The sequence below is a fragment of the Enterobacter sp. BIDMC 30 genome, assembly GCF_000534355.1.
In the GTDB taxonomy this organism is placed as follows: domain Bacteria; phylum Pseudomonadota; class Gammaproteobacteria; order Enterobacterales; family Enterobacteriaceae; genus Enterobacter; species Enterobacter ludwigii.
The window spans coordinates 175,394-202,086 of record NZ_KI973169.1; the positions used below are offsets into that span (position 1 = coordinate 175,394).

Annotated in this window: 24 protein-coding genes and 2 pseudogenes; 12 read left to right on the forward strand and 14 right to left on the reverse strand. The window is 56.2% G+C overall.

Going from position 1 to position 26,693, the window contains the following annotated elements; all coding sequences use genetic code 11:
• The first annotated feature begins 70 nt into the window (after positions 1-70).
• The 4 genes from L466_RS21355 (at position 71) to L466_RS21340 (ending at position 6,142) form a co-directional block, all read left to right on the forward strand.
• Complete coding sequence (locus L466_RS21355) at positions 71-1,192, forward strand: efflux RND transporter periplasmic adaptor subunit (RefSeq protein WP_032679304.1); 1,122 nt, start codon at positions 71-73, stop codon at positions 1,190-1,192.
• Complete coding sequence (locus L466_RS21350) at positions 1,192-4,302, forward strand: efflux RND transporter permease subunit (protein ID WP_032680024.1); 3,111 nt, start codon at positions 1,192-1,194, stop codon at positions 4,300-4,302. The genes L466_RS21355 and L466_RS21350 overlap by 1 nt, the downstream gene beginning before the upstream one ends.
• Entirely contained in the window at positions 4,302-5,666 is a 1,365-nt protein-coding gene (locus L466_RS21345; protein ID WP_032680026.1) for an efflux transporter outer membrane subunit, read from the forward strand. The genes L466_RS21350 and L466_RS21345 overlap by 1 nt, the downstream gene beginning before the upstream one ends.
• Positions 5,667-5,845: 179 nt before the next feature.
• Positions 5,846-6,142, forward strand: a complete 297-nt coding sequence (locus L466_RS21340; RefSeq protein WP_020882719.1) for a YicS family protein — start codon at positions 5,846-5,848, stop codon at positions 6,140-6,142.
• A gap of 27 nt (positions 6,143-6,169) precedes the next feature.
• On the opposite strand, the gene L466_RS21335 is transcribed toward L466_RS21340, so the two are convergent.
• On the reverse strand, positions 6,170-7,120 hold the full coding sequence (locus tag L466_RS21335) for a LacI family DNA-binding transcriptional regulator (protein ID WP_014168010.1): 951 nt from the start codon (positions 7,118-7,120) through the stop codon (positions 6,170-6,172).
• Positions 7,121-7,413: 293 nt separating this feature from the next.
• Between L466_RS21335 and L466_RS21330 the strand changes: the two genes are divergently transcribed.
• The 6 genes from L466_RS21330 to L466_RS21305 all read left to right on the forward strand — a co-directional run bounded on the left by L466_RS21330 (position 7,414) and on the right by L466_RS21305 (position 13,343).
• Positions 7,414-7,728, forward strand: a complete 315-nt coding sequence (locus L466_RS21330; protein ID WP_014830072.1) for a PTS sugar transporter subunit IIB — start codon at positions 7,414-7,416, stop codon at positions 7,726-7,728.
• 11 nt (positions 7,729-7,739) lie between these two features.
• Complete coding sequence (locus L466_RS21325; RefSeq protein WP_014168008.1) at positions 7,740-9,065, forward strand: PTS cellobiose transporter subunit IIC; 1,326 nt, start codon at positions 7,740-7,742, stop codon at positions 9,063-9,065.
• Between the two features lie 17 nt (positions 9,066-9,082).
• Positions 9,083-10,465, forward strand: coding sequence for a glycoside hydrolase family 1 protein (locus L466_RS21320; protein WP_032680028.1), 1,383 nt, complete (start codon positions 9,083-9,085; stop codon positions 10,463-10,465).
• On the forward strand, positions 10,465-10,767 hold the full coding sequence (locus L466_RS21315) for a PTS lactose/cellobiose transporter subunit IIA (RefSeq protein WP_014168006.1): 303 nt from the start codon (positions 10,465-10,467) through the stop codon (positions 10,765-10,767). The genes L466_RS21320 and L466_RS21315 overlap by 1 nt, the downstream gene beginning before the upstream one ends.
• A 138-nt stretch (positions 10,768-10,905) precedes the next feature.
• Positions 10,906-12,285: a carbohydrate porin gene (locus L466_RS21310; RefSeq protein WP_014168005.1), complete on the forward strand. Its 1,380-nt coding sequence runs from the start codon at positions 10,906-10,908 to the stop codon at positions 12,283-12,285.
• A 152-nt stretch (positions 12,286-12,437) separates the two neighbouring features.
• Entirely contained in the window at positions 12,438-13,343 is a 906-nt protein-coding gene (locus tag L466_RS21305) for a DMT family transporter (RefSeq protein ID WP_020882723.1), read from the forward strand.
• Positions 13,344-13,382: 39 nt separating this feature from the next.
• Here the strand turns inward: L466_RS21305 and nepI are convergent, their stop codons facing one another.
• Entirely contained in the window at positions 13,383-14,573 is a 1,191-nt protein-coding gene (gene nepI, locus L466_RS21300) for a purine ribonucleoside efflux pump NepI (RefSeq protein WP_032680029.1), read from the reverse strand.
• A 206-nt stretch (positions 14,574-14,779) separates the two neighbouring features.
• Here nepI and L466_RS21295 point away from each other — a divergent pair, with 206 nt between their 5' ends.
• Entirely contained in the window at positions 14,780-15,778 is a 999-nt protein-coding gene (locus L466_RS21295; RefSeq protein ID WP_014168002.1) for an aldo/keto reductase, read from the forward strand.
• A gap of 65 nt (positions 15,779-15,843) precedes the next feature.
• Here the strand turns inward: L466_RS21295 and L466_RS22805 are convergent.
• The 6 genes and pseudogenes from L466_RS22805 to L466_RS21270 all read right to left on the reverse strand — a co-directional run.
• Positions 15,844-15,975, reverse strand: a pseudogene (locus tag L466_RS22805) (acetyl-CoA C-acetyltransferase); the annotation flags it as partial.
• Positions 15,969-16,148: pseudogene (locus tag L466_RS21290) on the reverse strand (acetyl-CoA acetyltransferase); the annotation flags it as partial. The pseudogenes L466_RS21290 and L466_RS22805, both read right to left, overlap by 7 nt.
• Positions 16,145-16,558 (reverse strand): carboxymuconolactone decarboxylase family protein, encoded by a 414-nt coding sequence (locus L466_RS21285; RefSeq protein ID WP_014167999.1) that lies wholly within the window; start codon positions 16,556-16,558, stop codon positions 16,145-16,147. The gene L466_RS21285 and the pseudogene L466_RS21290, both read right to left, overlap by 4 nt.
• Positions 16,545-17,765 carry an MFS transporter gene (locus L466_RS21280; protein WP_025206519.1) on the reverse strand — a complete coding sequence of 407 codons (1,221 nt, stop codon included), beginning with the start codon at positions 17,763-17,765 and terminating at the stop codon, positions 16,545-16,547. The genes L466_RS21285 and L466_RS21280 overlap by 14 nt, the downstream gene beginning before the upstream one ends.
• A gap of 21 nt (positions 17,766-17,786) precedes the next feature.
• Complete coding sequence (locus L466_RS21275; protein WP_032680030.1) at positions 17,787-18,380, reverse strand: HAD family hydrolase; 594 nt, start codon at positions 18,378-18,380, stop codon at positions 17,787-17,789.
• A gap of 14 nt (positions 18,381-18,394) precedes the next feature.
• On the reverse strand, positions 18,395-18,613 hold the full coding sequence (locus L466_RS21270; protein ID WP_032680031.1) for a hypothetical protein: 219 nt from the start codon (positions 18,611-18,613) through the stop codon (positions 18,395-18,397).
• A 372-nt stretch (positions 18,614-18,985) separates the two neighbouring features.
• Between L466_RS21270 and L466_RS21265 the strand changes: the two genes are divergently transcribed.
• Positions 18,986-19,906 carry a LysR family transcriptional regulator gene (locus L466_RS21265; protein WP_032680032.1) on the forward strand — a complete coding sequence of 307 codons (921 nt, stop codon included), beginning with the start codon at positions 18,986-18,988 and terminating at the stop codon, positions 19,904-19,906.
• On the opposite strand, the gene L466_RS21260 is transcribed toward L466_RS21265, so the two are convergent.
• The 6 genes from L466_RS21260 to uhpA all read right to left on the reverse strand — a co-directional run bounded on the left by L466_RS21260 (position 19,903) and on the right by uhpA (position 26,632).
• Positions 19,903-20,355, reverse strand: coding sequence for a DUF1198 domain-containing protein (locus L466_RS21260; protein ID WP_014167992.1), 453 nt, complete (start codon positions 20,353-20,355; stop codon positions 19,903-19,905). The genes L466_RS21265 and L466_RS21260 overlap by 4 nt on opposite strands.
• Positions 20,356-20,541: 186 nt before the next feature.
• Positions 20,542-21,546, reverse strand: coding sequence for an alpha/beta fold hydrolase (locus tag L466_RS21255; RefSeq protein ID WP_020882732.1), 1,005 nt, complete (start codon positions 21,544-21,546; stop codon positions 20,542-20,544).
• A 154-nt stretch (positions 21,547-21,700) separates the two neighbouring features.
• Positions 21,701-23,092: a hexose-6-phosphate:phosphate antiporter gene (gene uhpT, locus L466_RS21250; RefSeq protein ID WP_020882733.1), complete on the reverse strand. Its 1,392-nt coding sequence runs from the start codon at positions 23,090-23,092 to the stop codon at positions 21,701-21,703.
• 132 nt (positions 23,093-23,224) lie between these two features.
• Complete coding sequence (locus L466_RS21245; protein WP_014167989.1) at positions 23,225-24,544, reverse strand: MFS transporter; 1,320 nt, start codon at positions 24,542-24,544, stop codon at positions 23,225-23,227.
• Positions 24,537-26,042: a signal transduction histidine-protein kinase/phosphatase UhpB gene (uhpB, locus tag L466_RS21240; RefSeq protein ID WP_032680033.1), complete on the reverse strand. Its 1,506-nt coding sequence runs from the start codon at positions 26,040-26,042 to the stop codon at positions 24,537-24,539. The genes L466_RS21245 and uhpB overlap by 8 nt, the downstream gene beginning before the upstream one ends.
• A complete protein-coding gene (gene uhpA, locus L466_RS21235; RefSeq protein WP_014167987.1) occupies positions 26,039-26,632 on the reverse strand; it encodes a transcriptional regulator UhpA in 594 nt (197 codons plus the stop codon). The genes uhpB and uhpA overlap by 4 nt, the downstream gene beginning before the upstream one ends.
• Positions 26,633-26,693 lie beyond the last annotated feature (61 nt).

Sequence of the window (26,693 nt, forward strand, 5' to 3'; positions counted from 1 at the left end):
GTGCCTTTAAATAGCCCCCTTCCTTGTTAAGCCATTAACAGGGCAGGCATCGTTCACCCTGGAAAAAATTATGAAAGCCATAACAACCTCCATCGCAGCATTATTCCTCCTGACGGGGTGCGATAATGCACAAACATCTGCTCCTCAACATCCCCTCCCGCAAGTGGGGATTGTTACGCTCCTGAGCCAACCCGTTTCCGTGGTCAGTGAACTGACCGGACGCACCACGGCCGCCATGAGCGCGGAAGTGCGTCCTCAGGTGGGCGGCATTATTCAGAAACGGCTCTTTACCGAAGGCGATACCGTGCAAGCCGGACAGGCGCTGTATCAAATTGACCCTTCCAGCTACCGCGCCGCCTACGATGAGGCCGCCGCAGCCCTGAAACAGGCGCAGGCGCTGGTGCAGGCCGATTGCCAGAAAGCTCAACGCTATACACAACTGGTGAAAGACGACGGCGTATCGCGTCAGGATGCCGAAGATGCAAAGTCCACCTGCGCGCAGGACAAGGCCAGCGTGGAGTCGAAAAAAGCAGCCCAGGAAAGCGCGCGCATTAACCTCAACTGGACCACGGTGACCGCCCCGATTGCCGGACGTATTGGCATCTCTTCGGTCACCCCCGGCGCACTGGTCACTGCCCAGCAAGAGACCGCACTCGCCACCATTCGCGGCCTGGACAATATGTACGTCGATTTAACCCGCTCCAGCGCCGATCTTCTGCGATTACGCAAACAAACGCTTGCCAGCAACAGCGAGACATTGAGCGTGTCGTTGATCCTTGAAGATGGCAGCACCTATCAGGAAAAAGGCCGTCTGGCCCTGACTGAAGTGGCAGTGGACGAATCCACCGGATCGGTCACATTGCGCGCCGTCTTCCCCAACCCGCAGCATCAGCTTCTGCCCGGGATGTTTGTTCGCGCCAGAGTGGATGAAGGGGTAATGAGCGAGGCCATCCTCGCCCCGCAGCAGGGAATTACCCGTGATGCCAAAGGCAACGCCACCGCGCTGGTGGTGGGAGCCGGCAATAAGGTGGAACAACGTCAGCTGGAAACGGGTGACACCTACGGCGACAAATGGCTGGTGCTGAGTGGACTGAAGGCTGGCGATAAGCTGATTGTGGAAGGCACCGATAAAGTGACCGCCGGTCAGCAAGTTAACGCCGAAGAGATGAAAACCGCGGGAGGAAACGCCTGATGTTTTCCCGCTTCTTCGTGCGTCGCCCGGTTTTTGCCTGGGTGATTGCTATTCTGATTATGCTCGCCGGGGTGCTGGCGATCCGTACCCTGCCCGTCGCGCAGTATCCCGACGTCGCTCCGCCGTCGATCAAAATCTCTGCCACCTACACTGGCGCGTCGGCACAGACTCTGGAAAACAGCGTCACCCAGGTCATTGAGCAACAGCTGACCGGGCTGGATAACCTGCTCTATTTTACCTCCACCAGCAGTTCGGACGGCTCGGTAAGCATCACCGTCACGTTCGAACAGGGAACTGACCCGGATACCGCGCAGGTTCAGGTGCAGAACAAAGTTCAGCAGGCCGAGTCGCGCTTGCCGACCGAGGTACAGCAGGCCGGCATTACGGTGCAAAAATCGCAGAGTAACTTCCTGCTGATCATGGGCGTGTACGATAAAACCGACCATGCCAGCAGTTCGGATATCGCCGACTGGCTGGTGAGTAATATGCAGGATCCGCTGGCACGCGTAGAGGGCGTCGGCAGCCTGCAGGTGTTTGGTGCGGAATACGCCATGCGCATCTGGCTTGACCCGGCAAAGCTGGCGTCGTACTCGCTGATGCCATCCGACGTTCAGAGCGCTATTGAAGCGCAGAACGTGCAGGTTTCCGCCGGTAAAATCGGCGCGTTACCCGCGTCCGGTACCCAGCAGTTGACCGCCACCGTGCGTGCCCAGTCGCGCCTGCAGACGGTCGATCAGTTTAAAAATATCATCGTTAAGAGCCAGTCCAGCGGCGCAGTGGTGCGTATCGGCGACGTGGCGCGCGTGGAGATGGGCAGCGAGGATTACACGGCTACCGCCAGGCTGAATGGCCACCCGGCAGCCGGTATGGCGGTGATGCTCTCGCCGGGCGCGAATGCGCTCAATACCGCCACCGCGGTGAAAGATAAAATTGCCGAATTCAAACGGGCTATGCCGGAAGGCTATGATGTGGCCTATCCGAAAGACAGCACCGAGTTCATTAAGATCTCGGTGGAAGATGTGATTCAGACGCTGTTTGAGGCCATTATCCTCGTGGTGGTGGTGATGTATCTGTTTCTGCAAAACATTCGCGCCACGCTCATCCCCGCGCTGGCGGTGCCGGTGGTTCTGTTGGGCACCTTTGGCGTGCTGGCGCTGTTCGGTTATTCCATCAATACCCTGACGCTGTTTGCGATGGTGCTGGCGATAGGTCTGCTGGTCGATGACGCCATCGTGGTAGTGGAAAACGTCGAGCGCATTATGCGCGATGAAGGTCTGCCCGCCCGCGAAGCCACCGAAAAATCGATGGGCGAAATTTCCGGTGCGCTGGTCGCCATTGCGCTGGTGCTTTCCGCCGTGTTTCTGCCGATGGCCTTCTTCGGCGGCTCAACCGGCGTCATCTACCGCCAGTTTTCGGTCACCATTATCTCAGCGATGATCCTCTCGGTGGTGGTGGCGCTGACCCTGACACCCGCGCTCTGCGGCTCGGTACTGCGCCATACGCCTCCTCACAAAAAAGGGTTCTTCGGCGCGTTTAACCGCTTCTACAGTAAGACCGAGCATGGCTACCAGAATAAAGTCCTGCGCGCGCTGCGCCGCTCCGCGGGCATGCTGGTGGTCTACGCCCTGCTCTGTGGCGCGATGGCCGTGGCAATGCTGAAACTGCCCGGCAGCTTCCTGCCCACGGAGGACCAGGGTGAAATCATGGTGCAGTACACCCTGCCTGCCGGTGCGACAGCGGTACGTACCGCGGAGATCAGTCGTCAGGTTCGCGAGTGGTTCCTCACTAAAGAAAAAGCCAACACCAATGTGATTTTTACGGTCGAGGGCTTTAGCTTTAGCGGCAGCGGCCAGAATGCCGGGATGGCGTTTGTCTCCCTGAAAAACTGGTCCGAGCGTAAAGGCGATGAGAACACCGCTCAGGCGATTGCCCTGCGCGCCACTCAGGAACTCGGCTCCCTTCGCGATGCCACCGTCTTTGCCATGACGCCCCCGGCCGTAGACGGCCTCGGCCAGAGCAACGGTTTTACCTTCGAGCTCATGGCCAGCGGTAGCACCGATCGCGACACGTTACTGAAGATGCGTAATCAGCTGATCGGCCAGGCGAATCAGGACACCTCCCTGCATGCCGTTCGCGCCAATGATTTGCCGCAGATGCCGCAGCTGCAGGTGGATATCGACAACAACAAAGCCGTATCGCTGGGCCTTTCCCTGAGCGACGTCACCGATACCCTCTCCAGCGCCTGGGGCGGAACCTACGTGAATGACTTTATCGATCGGGGCCGCGTGAAAAAGGTCTACATCCAGGGAGACAGCGATTACCGCGCCGTGCCTTCCGATCTCAACAAATGGTACGTACGCGGCAGCGACAGCACCATGACACCGTTCTCCGCTTTCGCCACCACGCGCTGGGAATATGGCCCGGAGAGTCTGGTGCGCTACAACGGCTCGGCGGCCTATGAAATTCAGGGCGAGAACGCCAGGGGTGCCAGCTCCGGTACGGCGATGACCCGGATGGAACAGCTGGCGAACAACCTGCCGGCCGGCACAACCTGGGCGTGGAGCGGGTTGTCGTTACAGGAGAAACTGGCGAGCGGCCAGGCAATGAGCTTGTATGCCCTCTCCATCCTGGTGGTATTCCTGTGCCTGGCCGCGCTGTATGAGAGCTGGTCGGTGCCGATTTCAGTCATTCTGGTGATCCCGCTTGGGGTGCTGGGTGCGGCGCTGGCCGCCTCGCTGCGCGGGCTGAGCAACGACGTCTATTTCCAGGTGGCGCTGCTGACCACCATCGGCCTGTCGTCGAAAAACGCCATTTTGATCGTTGAGTTTGCGGAGGCGAAAGTCGCGGAAGGTTACTCCCTGACGCGTGCCGCGCTGCGTGCGGCTCAGACGCGACTGCGTCCGATCATCATGACGTCGCTGGCGTTTATCGCCGGGGTAACACCACTGGCTGTCGCCACCGGTGCAGGAGCCAACAGCCGCGTGGCGATTGGGACCGGCATCATCGGCGGGACGCTCGCGGCAACGCTGCTGGCCATCTTCTTTGTTCCATTATTCTTCGTACTGGTGAAACGTCTCTTCTCCGGTAAGCACGCAAACCGGAGGTCATAATGTTTCGTGTATCTGTTTTAGTGTTGGCACTGCTGAGCGCAGGCTGCGTTTCGTTAGACCCTACCTATCAGCGTCCTGACGCGCCCGTCCCGGCCACGTTGCCGGGCACCCACGGCGAAGCCACCGCCGTGGTCAGCCAGTGGCAGCAGGTGATGAACGATCACCGCCTGAACAGGGTGGTAACAATGGCACTCACCAGCAACCGCGATGTGCAAAAAGCGATTGCTGATATCGACGCCGCCCGCGCCCAGTATGGTGAGACGCGCTCGTCTCTGTTCCCGTCGGCGGATGCCAGCCTGAGCCATACCCGCAGCCGCACGCTGGCCAGCGGCGTGAGCACCAGCGATGAGGCCAACGGCGCCGTCTCCAGCTTCGAGCTGGATCTGTTTGGTCGTAACCAGAGCCTCTCGCGCGCCGCGCGTGAAACCTGGCTTGCCAGCGAGTTCACGGCGCAGAACACGCGCCTGACAATGGTCAGCGAGCTGACCACCGCCTGGATTACTCTGGCGGCAGATAACAGCAATCTGGCGCTGGCAAAATCCACTCAGGAGAGCGCAGCGAACTCGCTCAAGATTGTGCAGCGTCAGCAGGACGTCGGGGTCGCCGCCGCAACGGATGTCAGCGAAGCAATGGCGGTTTATCAGCAGGCCCGCGCCAGCGTCGCCAGCTATCAGACGCTGGTGATGCAGGACAAAAACGCCCTGAATTTGCTGGCGGGCGAGACGGTACCGGAAAACCTGCTACCCGGTACGCTGGAGAGCCTGAGCGATAACGCCATCACCCTGATCCCGGCGGGCGTTAGCTCCGCCACGCTGCTGCGTCGCCCGGATATTCAGGAGGCTGAACATAACCTGTTGAGCGCGAATGCCAACATCGGTGCTGCGCGCGCCAACTTCTTCCCGACGATTTCGCTTACCGCCAGCGCCGGGGTCGGCAGCGATTCGCTCTCGTCATTGTTCAGCCACGGCATGAAGGTCTGGTCGTTCGCGCCGTCCATCTCCATGCCGCTGTTCAGCGGCGGCAATAACATGGCGCAACTGCGCTATGCCGAAGCGGAGAAAAAAGGGCTGATTGCCACCTATGAGAAAACCATCCAGAGCGCGTTCAAAGATGTAGCCGATGCGCTGGCGCGCCGCGAAACCCTGAGTGAAGAGCTTGATGCCCAACGTGAATACGTGGCGGCAGAGCAAAAAACGCTGGATGTGGCAACGCGCAGCTATCAGGTGGGGGCGGGTGATTACCTGACCGTTCTCACCGCGCAGCGCGCCCTGTGGTCGGCACGGGCATCATTGATTGCCCTGCAGCAGACCGACTTTGAAAACCGTATTACGCTGTGGCAGTCGCTGGGCGGAGGGATTCAATAACCGCCGGTGCAGGTGCAGGTGCAGGTGCAGGTGCAGGTGCAGGTGCAGGTGCAGGTGCAGGTGCAGGTGCAGGGTTCTCATACGCAGGTAGACAAAAATTCATACTTTCGGCTGGCGTCGCTACACTGAATGTAACGATATATTTCATGGGAAGCCTGTGACGTCTAAAGGGGATTTTGATGAAAGCTGCACACCTGGTTTGCCTGCTCGTTTGTCTGCTCTTCGCCGCGTTTGTCCATGCCCAGGAAAAAGACGATCCCGTGAAAGAGGCCCAGATAAAGCAGCAGATCCTTAAAGATGTGAAGAAGGCCTGCACGCCCCAGAAAAAGCAGAGCGATAAAGCCTGGCAGGCGATGATTTTGTCGTCTGAGGCCAATCAACTGTTGATCAAAAACGCCATCACGGCCGTGAAGCGCGACAATCTGGATGCTTACTGGGACGCGGTCAGTCAGGTGGATTGTATGGAAGATTATTAAGCGTGAAGCCAGGCTTCACGCTTTTTTTTAGCGCTTTCGTACATCCGGAATAATCAAATCCCCGCGCAGAACATAGGACCCCAGCATCTGCGTTTTCTCCGTCAGCCAGCCCACAATACGTGCCGCCATAGCATCCATCGAGTATTCGATGGCCGGGATCACCGGGATACCCGGCAGATGCAGCGATCCGGCAAGGCTAAAGACCATAATGTCGTCCGGCACGGATTTATTAAATGCCTGCAGCTGCGGGATCACCCGCTGAGCTTCCTGTTCGTCCGCCACCAGCAGCGCGTTAAAATTCAGCGTGCTCGCATTGTTAAGCAACTCCTGCAGCGCAACGGATGAGGAGGTGGCATCCATAAAGACGAGGTTGCGATTAAAGGGCAGGAAATTTTTCTCCAGCGCGTGTTTATAGCCCAGCAACACCTGGTCGGCGAAACCGCTGCCTTGCGGATGGATCAGGGCTATCTGGCGTCGCCCCTGGCTGGTCAGATAGTTACAGGCGGTTTCGGCGGCAAAGGCGTGATCGAACTGGATGCTGTTGGAATTATCGGACTCCATACAGTCAACGAGAATGACATTGTCCATCTCGACGTCCAGCGGGAAACGCGCGCCAATCACCAGGATGTCATCACATAACCCACAGGAAAGTTCTTCCAGGGCGTGCATCACTTCCGCTTTGGTATGCGCGAAGCGCAACAGCAGATGTTTTTGATGCTGGCTGAGGTGCTTTTCCAGCGCGTAAAGATAACCGGTGGTCTGGTTAATATTCTCCTGCGCGCAAATCACCCCAATACACCCCGTCGACTGGCTCAGCAGCGACTGCGCAATCACATTGGGCCGGTAGTTCAGTTCATCAACCGCTTTTAAAACGGCCTGGCGGCTGGCTTCCTTTACGCCACGCGACCCACTCAACACTCGCGATACCGTGGCTTTAGACACCCCGGCAAGACGTGATACATCATTGATTGTCGACATCTCTTTCCCCTGGCAGGCTTACTTCGCACCTGCAAATTCCATCACCGCTACGGCTCATATTATAGCCAGAATGGAGTATATCCTTTTCCGTTTTTCATGGAAATCGATTTTCCATTTCAACTCAAAATGATGTCAAAACGCGCAAATTATGTGACATGCATCTGGTTAATTAGCGTCATAAGTAGTGGATCTTGATGGTTGTCACACTTCTGTCTTTTATAAATGGAAACCGGTTTCCGTATAATGTCCAATCATCCTCGCAATAACTTTTTACATTTAGAGGATGGTTGTCGATGTTCAAGATTATGCTGTGTTGCTCTGCCGGGATGTCCACCAGCCTGCTGGTCAGCAAAATGGTCGATGTCGCGAAAGAGCGCGGGTTGCCGGTAAAAATAGACGCGTATGGCGTTTCCGAATTTGATACGCAGTTTCCGCAGTACCAGGTTGTCCTTCTCGGACCCCAGGTGAAGTACATGTTACAGACACTCTCAGACAAGGCGGCTACAAAGGGCATCCCGGTCCAACCCATCGACATGATGGATTACGGTATGCAACGTGGCGATAAAGTACTGGACTATGCTCTGTCGCTCATCGAAGCGGCACACTAAAAGGTGTTCACATGAGTTCGTTATATCAATCAATGGTCGCGGTTATTGAGCAGTCAATTACCCCGCTGGCCGCGAAGCTCGGCCAGCAAAAGTATGTGATTGCCATCCGCGACGGCTTTACCGCCGCGCTGCCGTTTATGATCATCGGCTCGTTTATGCTGGTGTTCATCTTCCCGCCCTTCTCCGCGGATACGACAAACAGCTTTGCCCGCGGCTGGCTGGATTTCTCCCAGACTTACCGTGAACAGCTGATGCTGCCGTTCAACCTCAGCATGGGCGTGATGACGTTCTTCATTTCGGTGGGGATTGGTGCAAGCCTGGGGCGTCAGTTTAACCTCGATCCGGTGATGTCCGGTCTGCTGGCCTTTATGGCCTTCCTGCTGGTGGCAGCTCCGTATGCCGACGGCAAGATCTCGACCCAGTACCTCTCCGGCCAGGGGATTTTCACCGCGCTGATTACCGCCATCTACTCCACCCGCGTGTATGCGTGGCTGAAGCAGAACAACGTGACCATCCGTCTGCCGAAAGAAGTGCCGACCGGTGTGGCGCGTTCGTTTGAGATCCTGATCCCGGTCATGGTGGTGATCGGTACCCTGCACCCGCTGAACCTGTTTATCGAAGCACAAACCGGGATGATTATCCCGCAGGCGATTATGCACCTGCTGGAACCGCTGGTCTCTGCGTCTGACTCCCTGCCTGCCATTCTGCTCTCCGTGCTGCTGTGCCAGATCTTCTGGTTTGCCGGTATCCACGGCTCGCTGATTGTCACCGGCATCATGAACCCGTTCTGGATGGCCAACCTGTCCGCAAACCAGGCGGCACTGGCGGCTGGCGCGGCGCTGCCACACGTTTACCTGCAGGGTTTCTGGGACCACTACCTGCTGATTGGCGGCGTCGGCTCCACGCTTCCGCTGGCCTTCCTGCTGCTGCGCAGCCGCGTCACACACCTGCGCACCATCGGCAAAATGGGCGTTGTGCCCAGCTTCTTTAACATCAACGAACCGATTCTGTTCGGCGCGCCAATCATCATGAACCCAATGCTGTTTATCCCGTTCGTGTTTGTTCCGCTGGTGAACGCCTGCCTGGCGTACGGCGCCACCAAAATGGGCTGGCTGGCACAGGTGGTGTCGTTAACCCCGTGGACGACCCCGGCCCCTATTGGCGCATCGTGGGCGGCAAACTGGGCGTTGAGCCCGGTGGTGATGTGTCTGGTGTGTATGGTGATGTCAGCGCTGATGTACCTGCCGTTCCTGCGTGCTTACGAGCGTACGTTGATGAAAAACGAAGAGCAGAAAGCCCAGGCAACCGTCGGTGCCGCTGAAACAGCAAGTCATTAAGTCAAAGAGGAAAGGTCATGAAATACGCATTTCCCGATAATTTCTGGTGGGGCAGCGCAAGCTCCGCCCTCCAGACCGAAGGGACACGAGAGGGTGAAACCACCTGGGATTACTGGTTTGCCCGCGAGCCGAACCGTTTTCATAATGGCGTGGGACCGCAGCACACCTCCACGTTTTATCAACACTGGAAAACGGACATTCAGCTGTTAAAGCAGCTGAACCACAACAGCTTTCGCACCTCGATTAGCTGGGCGCGCCTGATCCCCGACGGTATCGGTGAAGTGAACCCGGAAGCGGTCGATTTTTATCATCAGGTCATTGATGAGCTGATTGAACAGGGTATTACCCCGTTTATCACCCTGTTCCACTTCGACATGCCGATGGCGATGCAGGAGATTGGCGGCTGGGAAAACCGCAACGTGGTGGACGCTTACGCCCGTTATGCGCAGATTTGCTTCGATCTGTTTGGCGATCGCGTGCTGCACTGGTTTACCTTCAACGAGCCGATTGTGCCGGTGGAAGGCGGCTATCTGTACGATTTCCACTATCCCAACGTGGTGGATTTTCGTCGTGCGGCCACCGTGGCGTATCACACCGTGCTGGCGCATGCGCAGGCGGTACGCGCTTACCGTGCCGGGCACTACGCCGGGGAGATCGGTATCGTACTGAACCTGACGCCGTCCTATCCGCGCTCGCAAAACCCGGCTGACCTCAAAGCGGCACACATTGCGGACCTGATGTTTAACCGCAGCTTCCTTGACCCCGTCCTGCGCGGCGAATACCCGGCGGATCTGGTGGCGTTGCTGAAATCTTACGATCAGCTCCCCGCCTGCAAACCGGAAGACAGTTTCCTGATTGCGGAAGGAAAAATCGACCTGCTCGGCATTAACTATTATCAGCCGCGTCGCGTGAAATGCCGTGACAGTGCGGTGAACCCACAGGCACCGTTTATGCCGGAGTGGTTCTTTGATAATTACGAAATGCCTGGCCGCAAGATGAATCCATACCGTGGCTGGGAAATTTATGAGCCGGGTATTTACGATATTCTGATTAACCTGCGCGACAATTACGGTAACCCACGCTGTTTTATTTCTGAGAACGGTATGGGTGTCGAAAATGAACAGCGCTTTATTGAGAATGGTCAGATAAACGATCAATACCGCATCGATTTTATTTCCGAACATTTGGCCTGGCTGCATAAAGGTATTAGCGAAGGGTGCCAGTGTCTTGGCTACCATATGTGGACCTTTATTGATAACTGGTCGTGGTGTAATGCGTATAAAAATCGCTACGGATTTATCCAGCTCGATTTAACTACCCAGCAGCGCACCATCAAGAAAAGCGGCGAGTGGTTTGCCGCCACCGCATTAAATAACAGTTTTGACAGAGAGTCAGTGTAATGATCGCATTAGAAGAAGCCGTAATGGAAATTATCGTCAACGCCGGTCAGTCGCGTAGCCTGTGCTTTGAAGCTCTGCACGCGGCGCGTCAGGGCAACCTTGACGAAGCCAAAAGCCTGCTGCGCGAAGCCGATGGCTACGCGCGCCAGGCGCACAAAATGCAGACCAAACTGATCGAACAGGATGCGGGCGAAGCCCGCCAGCCTATGACCTTAATAATGGTTCACGCGCAGGATCATTTAATGAATTCCCTGCTGGCACGTGAATTATCCGAAGAAATAATCCATTTATATCAGAGATAATGTATGGCGAAAAAACGTTAATGTAATCACTCTGTACCTAAAATAGAAATCCACTTGTTCTGATGATAGCGACAAACTCTGTCAGATCGGAGCGGGATGGTTATTGTCTGAATAAAATTAAACTATATTGAGATAACCATGAATTATATTAAAAAACTTCCATTAACCATGGCGGTTGTCGCCGCGCTTTGCCCAATTTCTGTACTCGCACAAGAATTTACGCAAGAGCAAATCGACGCCATCGTGGCGAAAGCGGTAGACAAAGCGCTGGCCGAACGTCAGGCCAAAATGGACGCTGCCGTCGCGAAAAAAGCGGACGTGGTCACCGAACCGCAAAGCGCGGCGCAATCACCGGACCTCGCGATTCCGTTTGGGGTTAAATTTACCGGCTATGCCCGCTACGGCGCGCACTTCCAGGCAGCCGATCAGAAATACGTGGCGGTAGACGGTTCCTATAACGGCGCATCCGCAATCGGTCGTCTGGGTAACGAAGGCAACGGCGGTGAATTCCAGCTCTCCAAAGCCTTCAAGGGCGACAACGGTGCCATCTGGGACATCAACGTGATGATCGACCACTGGGGCGACGAGGTTAACCTGAAAAAAGCCTATGCCGGTGTGACCAACATTATGGCCTCCAACCCGAACGCCTATTTCTGGGCCGGCCGTGACTTCCACCAGCGTCCACAGCAGGGTATCAACGATTACTTCTGGATGAACCACGACGGCCAGGGTGCCGGGGTGAAGAACTTCGACATCGGCGGCGTGCAGTTTGACGTTGCCGCGGTGGCCGCGGTGGAATCCTGTAGCCCGGAAGTGATGGAAGATGAGGCAAACCCGTCGCGCATTACCTGTACCGGCGGTTCCGGCACGGGCGACAAGGGTAACTACGCTGCGACCTCTAAAATCCACGGCATGAAAGTCGGCCCGCTGGATCTGGAGCTGTACGCGAACTACGGTTTTGACTCCAAAGCCATTGAGAGTGAAGAGCGTCTGAAGGCCTGGCAGGGCGGCGTGGTGCTGAGCCACACCAACGACAGCGGCGTGAATAAGGTGATTGCCCGTTATTCTGATAACGCGGACAACAGCGTATTCAACAAAACCGAAGATCTGACCACGGTCTACGCCAGCTTCGAAGGGCTGTACAAATTCACCCAGGCCACGCAGGTGGAGTACATCCTCGCCTTCCACGACTACGACAACAGCCGCGATAAAACCGACAACCGTAAGAACTACAACGCCATCGTGCGTCCGATGCACTGGTGGAACGACGTTCACTCCACCTGGCTGGAAGCGGGCTGGCAGCACGTGGATTACGACAATGGCGGTGATAACAAAGGCTGGAAGCTGACCCTGTCGCAGAACATGTCCATCGCCATGGGGCCAGAGTTCCGCCCAATGCTGCGCTTCTACGTGACCGGCGGCAAAGTGGATAACGAACGCACCGCCCGTGTGAACGGTACAAAAGATGAGACGCTGGATGATTTCAACGTCGGCGCGATGTGGGAAGCGTGGTTCTAAGCAAGGTAAAAGCAAAACGGCAACGCACGTTGCCGTTTTTCGTGTTTGCACCCTCTCCCTGTGGGAGAGGGCCGGGGTGAGGGCATCAGGCCACACCGCACCCGGCAAGACCCATGTTATGCTACACAAAAACCAACATAACAGGGGAGAACATGGGTTCCACACGTAAAGGAATGCTCAACGTTCTGATCGCCGCCGTTTTATGGGGCAGCTCAGGGGTTTGCGCGCAGTACATCATGGAGAAAAGCCAGATCTCGTCCCCTTACCTGACGATGATTCGCCTGCTGTTTACCGGCGTCATCTTGCTGACCCTCTCCTTCGTTCATGGCGACAAGATTTTCTCAGTCATCAAACATCGTAAAGACGCCCTCAGCCTGCTGTTTTTCTCGCTGGTTGGTGCGCTCACCGTCCAGCTCACCTTCCTGCTGACGATTGAAAAATCCAACGCGGCGACGGCCACCGTGCTGCAGTTTCTCTCGCCAACGATCATTGTCGCCTGGTTCGCGCTGGCGAGGAAAAAACGTCCCGGCGTGTTTGTTTTATCCGCCATTTTGACGTCACTTGTCGGCACCTTCCTGCTGGTCACCCACGGCGATCCAACCTCGCTCTCCATCTCCCCTGCCGCCCTGTTCTTCGGTATCGCCTCGGCCTTTGCCGCCGCGTTTTATACGACCTATCCGTCGACGCTGATCGCCCGCTACGGCACGCTGCCGATTGTTGGCTGGAGTATGTTAATCGCGGGGGTCGTGCTGACGCCATTCTACGCCGGACGCGGGACCACCTTCGTGATTGATGGCAGCCTGCTGCTGGCGTTTTTCTATCTGGTGGTGATTGGCACGGCGCTGACGTTCAGCCTGTATCTGAAAGGCGCGCAGATGATTGGCGGGCCGAAGGCGAGCATTCTGAGCTGTGCCGAGCCGCTGAGCAGCGCCCTGCTGTCGGTGATTTTGCTTGGGGTGGCGTTTACGCTGCCGGACTGGCTGGGCACGCTGTTGATTGTGTCGTCGGTGGTGCTGATTTCGATGGATTCGAGAAGACGGGTTCAGACATCGGCGTAGCCTGATATCCCCTCTTCCCTGTGGGAAGAGGGGATTTACTTATTTTGCTTTCACCTTCCCCGCCACCAGCAGCGCGGTCAGCAGCATCAGGGTTCCTGAAATCACCAGCGGTGACGTCAGCCCCAGATGGTCCAGCGCAACGCCGCCAATCGCCGCACCGCAGGTGTTCGCCAGCTGGATCACCGCGACCTGAATCGACCCGGCTTTTTCCGCCTGATCGGCGAGCGAGCGGGTGATCCACGTCGACCAGCCCACCGGCACCAGCGCAAAAGCAAAGCCCCAGATAATCGCAATCGCCGACGCAACCCACTTATCGCTGCCCCACAGCACCAGCACCGCAGCGCTAATTGCCAGCACCAGCGGCGCGCCCGCCAGCGCCACTTTCAGGGAACGCTTCAGGAACGCGGACGACAGCGAGGTGCCGACAAAGCTGGCGATACCGAAGCTCAGGAGCACCAGCGTCAGGCCATCCACATCAAACCCGGCCATGTTCATGAATACCGGGCGGATATAGGTGAAGAAGGCAAACTGTCCGGCAAATGCCATAAAGATGGCGGTCATCCCCGCCAGCACGCCCGGGCGCTTCAGCAGGCTGAACATATTCTGTTTATGGTGTGCCGCCTCCCCCGGTAAGGACGGCAGCGCTTTCCAGACCCAGAGAATGCATAGCCCCCCCATCACCGCGGCAGCGTTAAAGACGTTACGCCAGCCGATGATCCCGCCAAGGAAACTGCCCAACGGCGCAGCAATGACCAGCGCAATCGAAACAGCACCAAAGATCACGGAGAGGGCTTTCGGCACGGCGCGCGCGGGAACCAGACGCATGGTGAGCGAGGCCGACATCGCCCAGAAGCCGCCTAATCCCAGCCCCAGACAGGCGCGACCCAGCAGCAGCAGGGTGAAGTTATTGGCAAAAGAGACCAGCAGGCAGGAGAGCGTCAGCAGCACGCTGAACAGAATGACCACTTTACGGCGGTCGATGGTGCCGATCACCTGGGTAATAAACAGGCTCGCGAACATCGCCACAAAGGCGGTCACAGTGACGGACTGCCCCGCCACCCCTTCGGAAATGCCCAGATCCTGTGCCATCGGCGTCAGCAGGCTCACCGGCAGAAACTCAACGGTAATCAGGCAGGCAACGCAAAATGCCACGGAGAAAACCGCCGACCAGTTGGGGCGAGTGACCTCCTGGGTCTGCGGTCTGGGCGTGGGCTGAATGTGTTCTGTCATGGCGTCACCTGAGATAAAAACGTGCGGAAAAGTCGCGCAGTTTATCATCAAAAGTGTGACGAATTTAACGATTTGACAACTTTTGTCGTTTTTAATGAGCCTGAAGAGAGCGCGTCGTCGACTGATACCTTTTCTGCATAACGAAAATGAAAATTCAGTATCCACATTTGAGGTGAAACAATCATAGCGTCTGAAAAGGAGAAACTATGAAAACACGTAATTTATCTCAAAATCTTACCGTCAGTGCCGTCGGCTACGGTGCCATGGGTCTGAGTGAATTTTATGGCCAGACTGATGACAACGCCTCGCTGCGGGTATTGCATAGCCTCATCGATCTGAACGTGACGTTTATTGATACCGCAAATTTATATGGCCGTGGTCATAATGAAAGACTAATCGGTCATTTTCTTGCCGGGCTGGATAAAAGCACTCGCGAGCAGTTCAAAATAGCCACGAAATGCGGCATCGATCGCTCTCCCGACGAGTCTTATGCCCGCACCATCAACAATACGCCTGACTATATCATCCGCTGCTGTAATGAGTCCCTCAAGCGGCTTGGCGTGGAGCGAATCGACCTCTTTTATCTACACAGACTGAGTAACACCACCCCGGTCGAAGAGAGTATGGATTGTCTACGCACCCTTGTGAAAGAGGGCAAGATCAACCACATCGGCCTTTGCGAAGTGTCGGCGTCAACGCTACAACGGGCCCATGCGGTACATCCGGTCACCGCGCTGCAAACGGAATATTCTCTGTGGACACGCGATATCGAGGAAAGCATTCTGCCGGTCGTGAAAACGTTAGGCATTGGTCTGGTGCCCTACTCGCCTCTTGGCAGAGGCTTCCTGACGGGAAAATACCTGAACAATAGCGAATTTGCAGAGGGTGATTTCCGTAAAAATAACGAGCGCTTTATGCAGTCCAGCCTCGATCATAATCGCCAGCTGCTCGATGTCATCCACCCGCTGGCGGCGAAATACGGCTGTACCGCGGGTCAGATTGCCCTTGCCTGGCTGTTAGCGCAATACGATCGGCTGGTTCCCATCCCGGGCACTAAGCACACTGGCTATCTGGCCGAGAACGCGCGCGCTGCCAACATTGAGCTTGAGAAGAGCGATATTGAATCATTGAACAACCTGCATCGCCGGATAGCGATTAAAGGCGATCGCTATTCTGCCGAGGGTATGAAGGGCGTGAACGCCTGATACCTCATCATGAAAATAAAAAAACCGGGTTTTCCCGGTTTTTTTATATCGGATACGCCGTGCCGTTAGCGATAAACGCTCAACGCGACGCCTTCCCCACCGCCTACGCACAGCGCGGCGACGCCACACTTGCCGTCATTACGGACCAGGGCATGAACCAGCGTCACCAAAATCCGGCAAAGCGCGATTGCCCCGCCGTAAGAACCTGACCCATAATGACCTGAGAGATATTACTGGCCTCTACGCCAGATTCTTTCAGGAGCGCCTGAATGACCCGGCTTCCCAGGTCAGCGGCGGAATGCTCAGCAAGCGCGCCCAGAAATGCGCCCGTCGCCGTGCGGCGGGCTGCAATAATGACAACCTCGCTCATGCATGACTCCCTTTCAGTCCCGGCAACGTATGACCCGTCGCAGCGATTGCCGCACGGTAGGCGGTAAGACCGTTCATACAGGCGGGAACGCCGGCATACACCGCCATCTGTATCACAATTTCAAGCAGCTCTTCCGGCGTCACGCCGGTGTTGAGCGCGCCTCTCATGTGCAGTTCCAGCTGCGGCATAGCATTACCCAGCGTCACAAGCGAGGCGACAGTCAGCATTTCGCGCGTTTTGAGTTCCAGTCCCGGACGTCCCACCACATCCCCGAACGCATAGTCGGTTATCAGGGCGGGCAGGCCCGGGTCCAGTTCGCTCAGGCGGCGGGTGACTTTATCCGCGAGCCCTGCTTCAAGACGGTCCATGATCTCTCTGCCATAGCGCGTGCGGTCATTAATTTGACTCATAAGATTTCTCCATACGGGATTGTTTTGCGGTCAAGGTTGCAGGAATAACCGCGACAAGCAGAACGGACAGGCCGATAGCCGTGCCGGCGACGATATACAGGAGCGGCATTGAAAATGATGAAACCATCCAGGCACCGACCGACGCGCCGATACCAATGGCGGTATTGAAAAACGAAACGTAGATTGCGGAGGCCGGGAAGGCTTTATCTTCAGCCATACGTAAAACCCACGTCTGGAAGCCGACAAATATTCCTGACACGGCAACGCCCCAGATAATCATGCTGGTGAATATCAGCGCAGCAGAGAGCGAGGAACCTGACAGGCCCAGGAACAGCAGCACTGCACAGATCAGCAGTACAGACAGCGAAACCGTCAGCTTGAGATACTTATCAATCATCACGCCGGTCAGGAAATTACCGGCCAGACCCGCGATGCCGTAAACAAAAAGCACGGCGGGAATAAAGGCGGTGGACAGTAAACTCTGCGTGTGAAGCCAGGGTTCAATGTACGTAAAGGCGGCAAAGTGCGCCGTAACAGCCAGCAGGGTTGCTGAGTAAATTTTCCACAGGGTAGACGATTTCAGCACGCCCTTAAGCGCATCCAGGCCAAGCGCGCTTTTGCTGGCGATCTGGGGAACAAGCACGCTAATACCCACAAAGGCAATTACGCTCAGCGCGGCCATCAGCCAAAATGCCTGCCGCCAGCCGAAGTGGATACCAATGTAGTTGGAAACCGGTACGCCAAAAACGCTTGCTGCGGAAACGCCACCAAATACGATTGACGTCGCCGCACCAATATATCTGGCAGGAACCATGGCAACCGCCGTTGCGCCGATCATCGCCCAGAATGCACCGTGTGCAAGCGCGCCCAGCACGCGGGCACTAAGCAGCATTCCGTAGGTGTTTACCGTCGCGGCCATGACGTTAGAGATCAGAAGCACCACGGTGAGCACAAGTAAAAGCCGCTTCTTAGCCACATTGCCTAAAAAGACGGAGGCAAACAGCGCACTCAACGCCCCCACCCAGGCATAAAGCGACACGGTCATGCCCACCGCGGATTCCGAAGACCGTAATCCCTCTGCGATTGGCGTTAATAATCCGACCGGCGCCAGTTCGGTAGTGACAATAGTAAACGTTGAAATAGCCAGAATGAATAACGCAAGCCATGACCTTAACGTCATATTTTGCGGAGAGAGTTCTGAAGTCATACTACTTACCTCAATAATGGTTTAAATAATGTGCCAATTTTTTTCTGCTGCATATCGGGTAAGCGCGGAATGCTCTCCCACACAGACGGGATGCCCAATGGCTTCGAGCATTGGAATATCCGAAAGATCGTCACCGTAGGCATAACAATCCGCCGGATGAATCTCCTTATCCCGGCAAAACGTCATCAGGGCGTCTTTTTTACCCGCTCCAATTGTTTGGGGCAGGCCGATTTCCCCCGTCAACTCGCCTGCGTCATTTATTATCAACGGAGCACAGAGTATGTCCGTTACCCCAAGATATTTCGCAATGGGTGACAGAATCGGAAGCATAGAGCCCGATATAAATACGGTGTACATGTTCTGTCTCTGATGGCTTTTAAGTGCTGAAACGGCACTCTCAATAAAAAATTCGTTTTCTGGCTTACGCCTGAACCATTCATCGCCCATTTCTTCCAGATAACGACAAGACACACCTTTAAACTGGCGATAATACTCTCTGTTCAGCGTCTCCCCTGGCACACCGTTTTTAACGTCGACGCGAAAGCGAGACATATAGCGTTGAAGACGATCGTTTTGATTATTTTCCCTGCACCAGAAGTCATAGAAATCAAACATACTTTTAATATTTATTAGCGTCTCATCAACGTCAAAAAATGCGGCGTGGTTTCATCGCGCCACTGACGATACTGCTGATAGTTATGGGCGGGCACCTCAACGTGACGAAGCTGAATATAATTTGATTCGGGTAAGCTCTTTTTATTATCGATTGGGGATTCAACAAATTTAAGCAGTTCGCGACGAATATCGGCAGAAAGAACAGCAGAGAAACGATGGAACATGGATTCCATTTCACTCTCAGCACACGCAATTTCTTTAATGTCATTGACAGCGCGCAGTTCCAGCAGTTCATTAACACCGTTTTCTTCACAGGAAAACTAGCGAACGTTTTCATTGCTTTTTAAGGAGGTAAAATCTTTCTCAGTAAAAGTATTTTTTAACGGGAAGCGTGATACCAGTACATATTTTGACGACATAATTACTCCGAATATTGATTGAGTGAGGATTCTGGTAGAAATTTATCAATACAGGGAACAATTGGAATTGTTAAATTTGTAATATATTTTTGGTATTACTGTTGAAATGGGTTTACTGCCCACATTTAGCGTGTAATATCGAAATGGAAAAAAGACGAAATACCTTTTCGCATTCAGGACCCACGTATGGCCACAGCAGAACATTTAATCAGCAATAACCTGCCCAGTATCAAACAATTACAATGCTTTCTCGCTGTCGCACATGAACTGAACTTCCGTAAGGCTGCCGAACGCCTACGCATGACTCAACCGCCATTGACGCGTCAGATAAAATGCCTTGAAGCGGTTCTGAAACGCCAGTTGTTCAGCCGCAACACGCATGACGTTAGCCTCACAGAAGCAGGCCGTGCGCTGGTTGTTCAGGCTGAAAAAATACTCAAAGACATCAGTAACCTAAAAGAAGATCCTCTCTCTTCTGAAACGAGCCTGCGTATTGGACTCACGCGGACCCTTAATTTTGAATATATTGAACCCGTGAATTCCCAGCTTCAAAAAATGAACGCGGGAGATGATGTCGAAACGCCGGACCTGACGTCAGCCCAACTGCTGCAAAGCTTGTCTAAAAACATGCTGGATCTGGTGCTGACCGGTGAAAAAGGAACGGGTCATGAAGACATTGTTCAATACCGCTGGGTCTGCCAGGAACCGTTGCTCATCGCAATGCCCTCTTTACATCCTGCCAGCCTGAAAGAGAAAGTCGCGCTGGAGGATATTAGCGATCTTCCCATTTTCTGGTTTTCCAGAAGTGCCAACCCGTCATTTTACGACAAATGCGAAAGCTACTTTGATACGCTGAAAACGCCTCTGAAGCGGATAAAAGAGCCGGATGATACCCTTGTGATGCTAAGCCGTATCGCAAGAGGGAAAGGATTTGCGCTGCTGCCTCAGTCGAAATGCACCTTTAATCAGGAAGGGCTTTGCTACCGTGAACTCACGGACGCCGAGGCAAAAAGGTTAAACATAGATATCTATGCCGCCACTCGCCTCAATGAAAATAGAGAGGAGATTCTTAACGCACAGAATGTGTTATGCGGGAAAACGGCTTAATGCAGGTAAAACACGCCCTCTTCCGGCAGGAAAAGCTGGTTATAGCGTAACTGGAAGGCGTTTAGCTCCTGCGGATCGGGCTCCATTTCACGCATAAAACCCAGCGTCAGACGGACCTGCGCGTCCGTGATCGGCGCGGCCAGACGGGCTTTACGCAGCATACGGTGCCAGGCAAGCAAATTCTCTTCACTGCCGTCGACAATGCAGACCTGCCAGATCAGCAGCACCTGCGCCGCGTTTTGCAGATGCGCCTCGTCCGGGCGTTCAAGGTAGCGGATAAACTCATTGCCGGGCGTTTTACCGAACTGATCGATCATCGATTCTACAGGAACCGGGGTGATCCCCAGCCGCTCGCTCAGGCGTTTAATTGCGCGACGTGAATCTGAGGTCAGGACCCGAAATCCCACCACAAACACCACGGCAAGCGTTGCCAGCATTATCCAGACCATGCGTTCTCCTCTACGTCAGCCGCTCATCATAGCGGGAAACGCGCGGCGTCGACAGCGGGCAAGGCCATAATAGTTCAGTGAAAAAAGGTGGAAAATCGTTATGAGGGCAGCGCCAGGTATGCTGGCGTGTAGTGCGCTGAAGACAGCCCGCGCAGAACGGGCTGCGGGGCTGTTGCTTTAGACCGGTCAGCGTGCCTGCAGCCCTTTCAGCAGCGCGTCATGGAAGCGCTGAGGGTCCTGCATCTGCGGCGCATGGCCCATGTCGTTAAACTCAACCAGCGTCGCATGCGGAATGCGTTTTTCCGTCTCCTTACCCAGTACTGCATAGTTGCCCAGCGTCTTGCGGATCGCCGGCGGGGCGAGGTCTTTCCCGATGGCGGTGTTGTCTTTGGTGCCGATCATCAATAATACCGGCATCTTCAGTTCACCAAATTCGTAGATCACCGGCTGGGTATAAATCATGTCGTAAAGCAGGGCTGAGTTCCAGGCGACACGCGTTTTGCCCGGCCCATTGTTCAGCCCGGCCAGCATCGTTACCCAACGCTCATACTCCGGCTTCCACTCCCCGGCATAGTAGGTATTTTTCTCGTACTGACGAATACCATCGGCGCTGGTTTTAAGTTCACGCTGATACCACTGATCGACCGTAATATGCGGTACGCCGCGGGCTTTCCAGTCTTCTAAACCAATCGGGTTAACCATCACCAGCTGTTCCACTTCCTGCGGCCACATGAGCGCGTAGCGGGTCGCCAGCATGCCGCCGGTCGAGTGCCCAATAACCGTCACGCGATCGACGCCGAGCTGCTTAAGCAACGCGTGGGTGTTATCCGCCAGCTGCTGGAAGGTGTACTGGTAATGCTCGGGTTTGGTGGATTTACAAAAACCAATCTGGTCTGGTGCCACCACGCGGTATCCGCTGGCGGAAAGTGCGCGGATAGTCCCCTCCCACGTTCCGGCGCAGAAGTTTTTACCGTGCATCAGCACCACGGTGCGGCCGTTGGGTTTTTCTGGCTTAACGTCCAGATAGGCCATATCAAGCGGCTGATGTTGCGAGGTAAAGGTGAAATGCTTAACCGGCCAGGCGTAATCAAACCCCTCCAGCTTCTCACCGTACGTCGGCGCATCCGCCGCCAGGGCGGGGGAGGCAAGCGCCACCAATAGCGCAAGACAGGATAGTCGTCGGTTTACCATGCAAGCTCTCCATAACAAAACGGACAAAAGCCGCGGGGTGCGGCAGCAAAATTAAAATGTAGAGCATTGCAGGGAGCGGGTCTGTAAAGGGGGGTAAAGGTGGAATGTAAAAAAAAGCCCGGCGGTCAACCGGGCAAAGAAGTTACCTGCACACTCAGGCTACTTTTAATTTCTGCATCCGATTTTCACGGCGGATCTTACGTTCTTCCAGCACCGCGACCATCGCCATCAGGACGATACAGCCGATGGCGGCGGCATCCAGCGCGGCAAAGGTGCCCGCCCAGCCGGTGAGGCCGAAAATCGGCGTACCGTCGGCGATCATACCCAGACCCAGCTTGGCGAAGCTGTCGCCGATCAGGTAGGCGAAGGTGCCTTTAATCCCATCGGCAGCGCCGATCGCTTTTTTCGGCACGAAGCCCACTGCCGCCACGCCGATCAGCAGCTGCGGTCCAAACACCAGGAAGCCGAGCGCGAACAGGGACGCCAGGTAAACGTACTGGTTGCTGGCGTGCTGGTAGACGCCGAGCGTGGCGATAATCAGCGCCAGCGCGACGCAGGCCACCAGCGCGCGGCGACCATTGGCGAGGTCCGAGAGCCAGCCCCACAGCAGCGTGCCGACCAGCGCGCCCACTTCGAACAGGGTGAAGCCCTGAATCGCGACTTCTTTGGAGAGCTTCAACTCCTGGAAGGCATACACGGTCGACCACTGGTCGATACCGATACGCACCACGTACAGGAAGATGTTGGAGAAGCACAGCAGCCAGATCACTTTGTTTTTCAGCACGTACTCAACAAAGATCTGCCATTTGGACATCTCGTTTTCTTCGGTCTCTTTGTCCTCTTCGCTGATCTCCTCGCCGAACAGCTCTTCGGCTTTGCCGAGGCCGTACGATTCCGGGGAGTCGCTGCCGTAGCGCAAGCCAATAAAGCCGACGATCAGGGCGATAATCGACGGGAAGATAAACATGCCGATCACGTGGCCGTCGAACAGGTAGTTTGCGCCGAACAGCGCCACGCCTGCCGCACCCGCCCCACCGAGGTTGTGGGAGATGTTCCACATGCCGAGGTACGAACCACGCTTGCGGCGAGGGGTCCATTTGGTGATGGTGGAGTAACTGCACGACCCGCCGGTACTCTGGAAGAAACCGCTCAGGGCGTAGAAGGCGATCATCATGAACAGGCTGACGGAGCCCGCGCCCATGCTGGCGCTGAAGCCGAGCATACAGATGGCGGAGAGGATCAGCATAAACGGCAGGAACTGCTTGGTGTTTTTGCCGTCCGCGTAGTAGGAAACGACGGTTTTACCCACGCCGTAAGTGATAGAGAAGCCCAGGCCAATCATCCCCAGCTGCGTCATGCTCAGCCCGTAGGTTGAGATCATGTCGTTCTGCGCGATGTTAAAGTTTTTGCGGATCAGGTACATGGTCAGGTAGCCGATAAAGACCACCAGGTAAGACTGCATGAACGGTTTGAACCACATTTTACGCCGCACATCGAGCGGCAGATCCAGGGTCGGTTTACGCACCTGATTTAAGAAGGCCAGCATGATTGGTTTACTCCTGAGCTGATTTTTGCAGCATTGTAAAAACCAGCCGGGAGCGACGCCTGAGACAGCGTCCAGGTGAAACCAGGAAAATTTCTTAGTTTTGCGCCATTCGGGATGAAAAGGTGAAGCACATCACGCTTCGTGTGCCTCGCGCGGCGCCTGCGCATGCAGGAACGGCAGCAGCAGCAGGGCCGAAATTCCTGCCGCGATGGCGATCACGGCAAAGAAACCGCTCCAGTGCCAGACGTCGATCACCCGCGCCAGCGGCCAGCCGGAGAGCGAAGCGCCAAGGTAAGCAAACAGCCCGACAAAGCCCGTCGCGGCCCCCGCGGCGTCTTTGTGTGAACACTCCGCCGCCGCCATGCCGATCAGCATCTGCGGGCCAAAGACGAAAAAGCCGGTGGTGAAGAAACACGCCGCCTGCATCACGTAGCTGGCAAACGGCATCAGCCATAGCGAACCAACGGAAAGTAAAATCCCGGCGGCGAAGATCAGGTTCATCGGCCCGCGGTTACCGTTGAAGAGCTTATCCGAGCCCCATCCCGCCACCAGCGCGCCGATAAAGCCGCCCAGCTCGAACATCGTCACCGCCGAGTTGGCGGTCACCAGATCGACGCCCAGGGTTTCGGACATATACAGATTGCCCCAGTCGTTGATCGCCGCACGCACCACGTAGACCAGCACGTAGCAGAGGGAGAGTAACCAGATATAGGGATTTAACAGCACATATTTGGTGAGGATCTCTTTACGCGTCAGCCCTGCACCTTCCTGCTGTTGAGCGACTTCCATCTCGTCGTGCCGCCAGTCGCCTACCGCGGGCAGGCCCACGGTTTGTGGCCTGTCACGCAGTCGCCAGCAAAGAAACAGCCCGGCAACGATCGCCAGCCCGCCGGCAATCATCATTCCCGTGCGCCAGCCGTAGTGCAGCGCCGCCGCCCCGACCACCATCGGAATAAGCGCCCCCCCGACGTTATGCGCCGTGTTCCAGATAGCCCACCAGCCGCCACGCTCGTTGCGCGAGTACCAGGCGGTGAGCAGACGGGCACACACCGGCGCGCCCCATCCCTGGAAAAAGGCGTTCAACGCCCACAGCAGCGCAAAGGCCCAGAGCGAGGTAGAGAAGCCAAACAGAATGTTCACCACCCCGGTGGCAATGAGTCCTGAGCCCATAAAATAACGGGCATTCGAGCGGTCGCTGACGATACCGGAGAAGAACTTCGACAGGCCGTAGGTGATGTAAAACAGCGTCGCCAGCAGGCCAATATCGGTGCGTGTCATCACCCCGCTGGCGAGGATTTCCGGCGCGGCGGCATTGAAACTTTTGCGGGTAAAGTAAAAAAGCGCATACCCCAGCCAGATGGTGATCAGGATATGGCGACGCCAGTAACGATAGCGGGCGTCAATTTCACGTTTATCGTTTAGCGGGGCGGCATTCGCCGGGGTTTTAAACATGCTGACTCCTCAGCGGTAAACTGACGCTGACGCGCGTGCCGTGGGTGCAGGAGATCGTCAGGGTGCCGCCCAACACCTTGACGCGCTCACGCATGCCCGCCAGGCCAAAACCCAGCTGGCCGGAGCCCGGCGGCAGACCGCAGCCATCATCTTCAATCACCAGCATCAGGCGTTCATCCTGTTGCCATCCCTGCAGCGTTACCGCGCTGGCGCTGGCGTGCTTAACAATATTATTCAGCCCTTCCTGACAGACGCGGAACAGCGTGACGCGCTGGCCCTCGCTCAGCAAAGATTCATTGATGCGCCAGTCAAGATGGCTGACGATCCCGCGGCTTTCCAGCTCCATCTCGCGCATCAGAGACCGTACCGCCTGCTCAAGCGTAAGATCGTCCAGCTGGCGCGGTCGCAGCCTGCCAAGCAGTCGCCGCACCGAGTCATACACGCCAAGAGAGAGCTGTTCGATATGTGCCCCGCCCTGCTTTACGCCAGCGTTTTCGGCCGCCAGACGCTGAACGATGCCTGCCTGAGTACGAATGGCGGTAATGGTCTGGCCGATGTCATCGTGCAACTCGCGGGCCACCTCCTGCCGGACGCTCTCTTCCGTTTCCAGCAGGCGTTCTGCCAGACGGCGATTACGCGCCAGCTCGGTTTGTAATGAGTGGTTAAGTTCACGCAGGCGCTGAATCCCGGCCCCCAGCAGCAGCCCGGTCAGGCTCTGAGCCAGCAGGGAGAGCAGTAAATCGACGGGGTGATCGTGCCAGGTCTGGCTGGCAATCAGCGCGATAGCGTTCATCAGGGTGGCAATCAGCGCGCCCTGCCAGCCGTAGTGCCACGCAAGGGCAATAATCGGCAACGCCAGGCAAAACGGGGTAAAGCGCGACAGCTCATCGGGCAGGCCAAGCTGCAGCCACAGGCTGATCGCAAACAGCAGCAGATACCAGATAAGATGCCGGGCGCGCCAGTTTACCGGCTGAGAGACCAGCGCCGGTCCGAGCGGCTGCCAGACGGTACTGGTGAGGTAGTGCCAGATAACCAGGCAGGTGGGAGCCAGCGTCAGACCGCCGGTCAGCGTCAGCAGAAGGGCGTTAAGCATCTCCTCCTCGCCGGTCCACGGCAGGGACTGCAACAGCGCGGCGGCAATCAGCGCCGCCCCCTGACGCAGCAGCGTGCGCCAGTCGCGCTGGTGACGATAACGGGAGATCAGCGCCACCGGGATCAGCGTGAGTACGCTGCCCGTCAGCAGTAAAGGCAAGTGCGCCAGCGCCACCTCCTGCGCCAGCCAGACCAGCATCAGCCATTCGGCGCCCAGCAGTACCGGCCAGAAACCGCGCGGACATTGCAGCATCAGCCCCAGACGCAGGCCAAACGGGAAAAGCAGCACCGCCAGCTCCGGGCGTTCAACCAGATGCAGGCTGATGCTCCACAGGCAGAACCAGGCGGCGGAGAAAATGGAAAAACTGGCAGCAACGGCGATCAGCCGTGAAAACAGCGGGTTCATTGCCAGCTGTCGAACATGCGGCGCGCCAGTTCAACGTCATTACTGACGCCGAGTTTTTCCATCAGGTTAGCGCGGTGAACGTGAACGGTTTTTGGCGACAGCCCCAGGTCCACGGCAATCTCTTTCACCGACATCCCCTGCGCCAGTTTTTCTGCGACCTGACGTTCGCGTCGGGTGAGTGGGTCTTGTCGCCCTGCCGCCAGCTTGATGGCGATATCCGGCGTCAGGTAGCACCCGCCGGTGGAGACCGTGCGCACGGCAGCGATCAGTTCGTCCGGGCTGCAGCGCTTGGAAAGAAATCCACGTGCGCCTGCGTTCAGTGCCTGCTCCACCAGCGCCGGGCTGTCATGGACCGAGAGCATCACGATCGCCATCCCTTTCGGTAACTGGCTCAGCAGCTCGAGTCCGGAGAGATCCGGCATCGAGATATCGCAGATACAGACCTGGACACCGCGCCCGGGCAAACCTGCCAGCGCCTCGCGACCGGAGCCGAACTCTGCCACCACCTGAAAATCAGGCTCAAGGTTCAGCAGCTGGGCAAATCCGGAGCGGACGATGAGATGGTCGTCGATAAGGGCGATGGTGGTCATGGCGCGTTCCTGGCGGGTTAAAAAACGCGCTTACCTTAACGATAAGCGCGTGGGGGTTCAA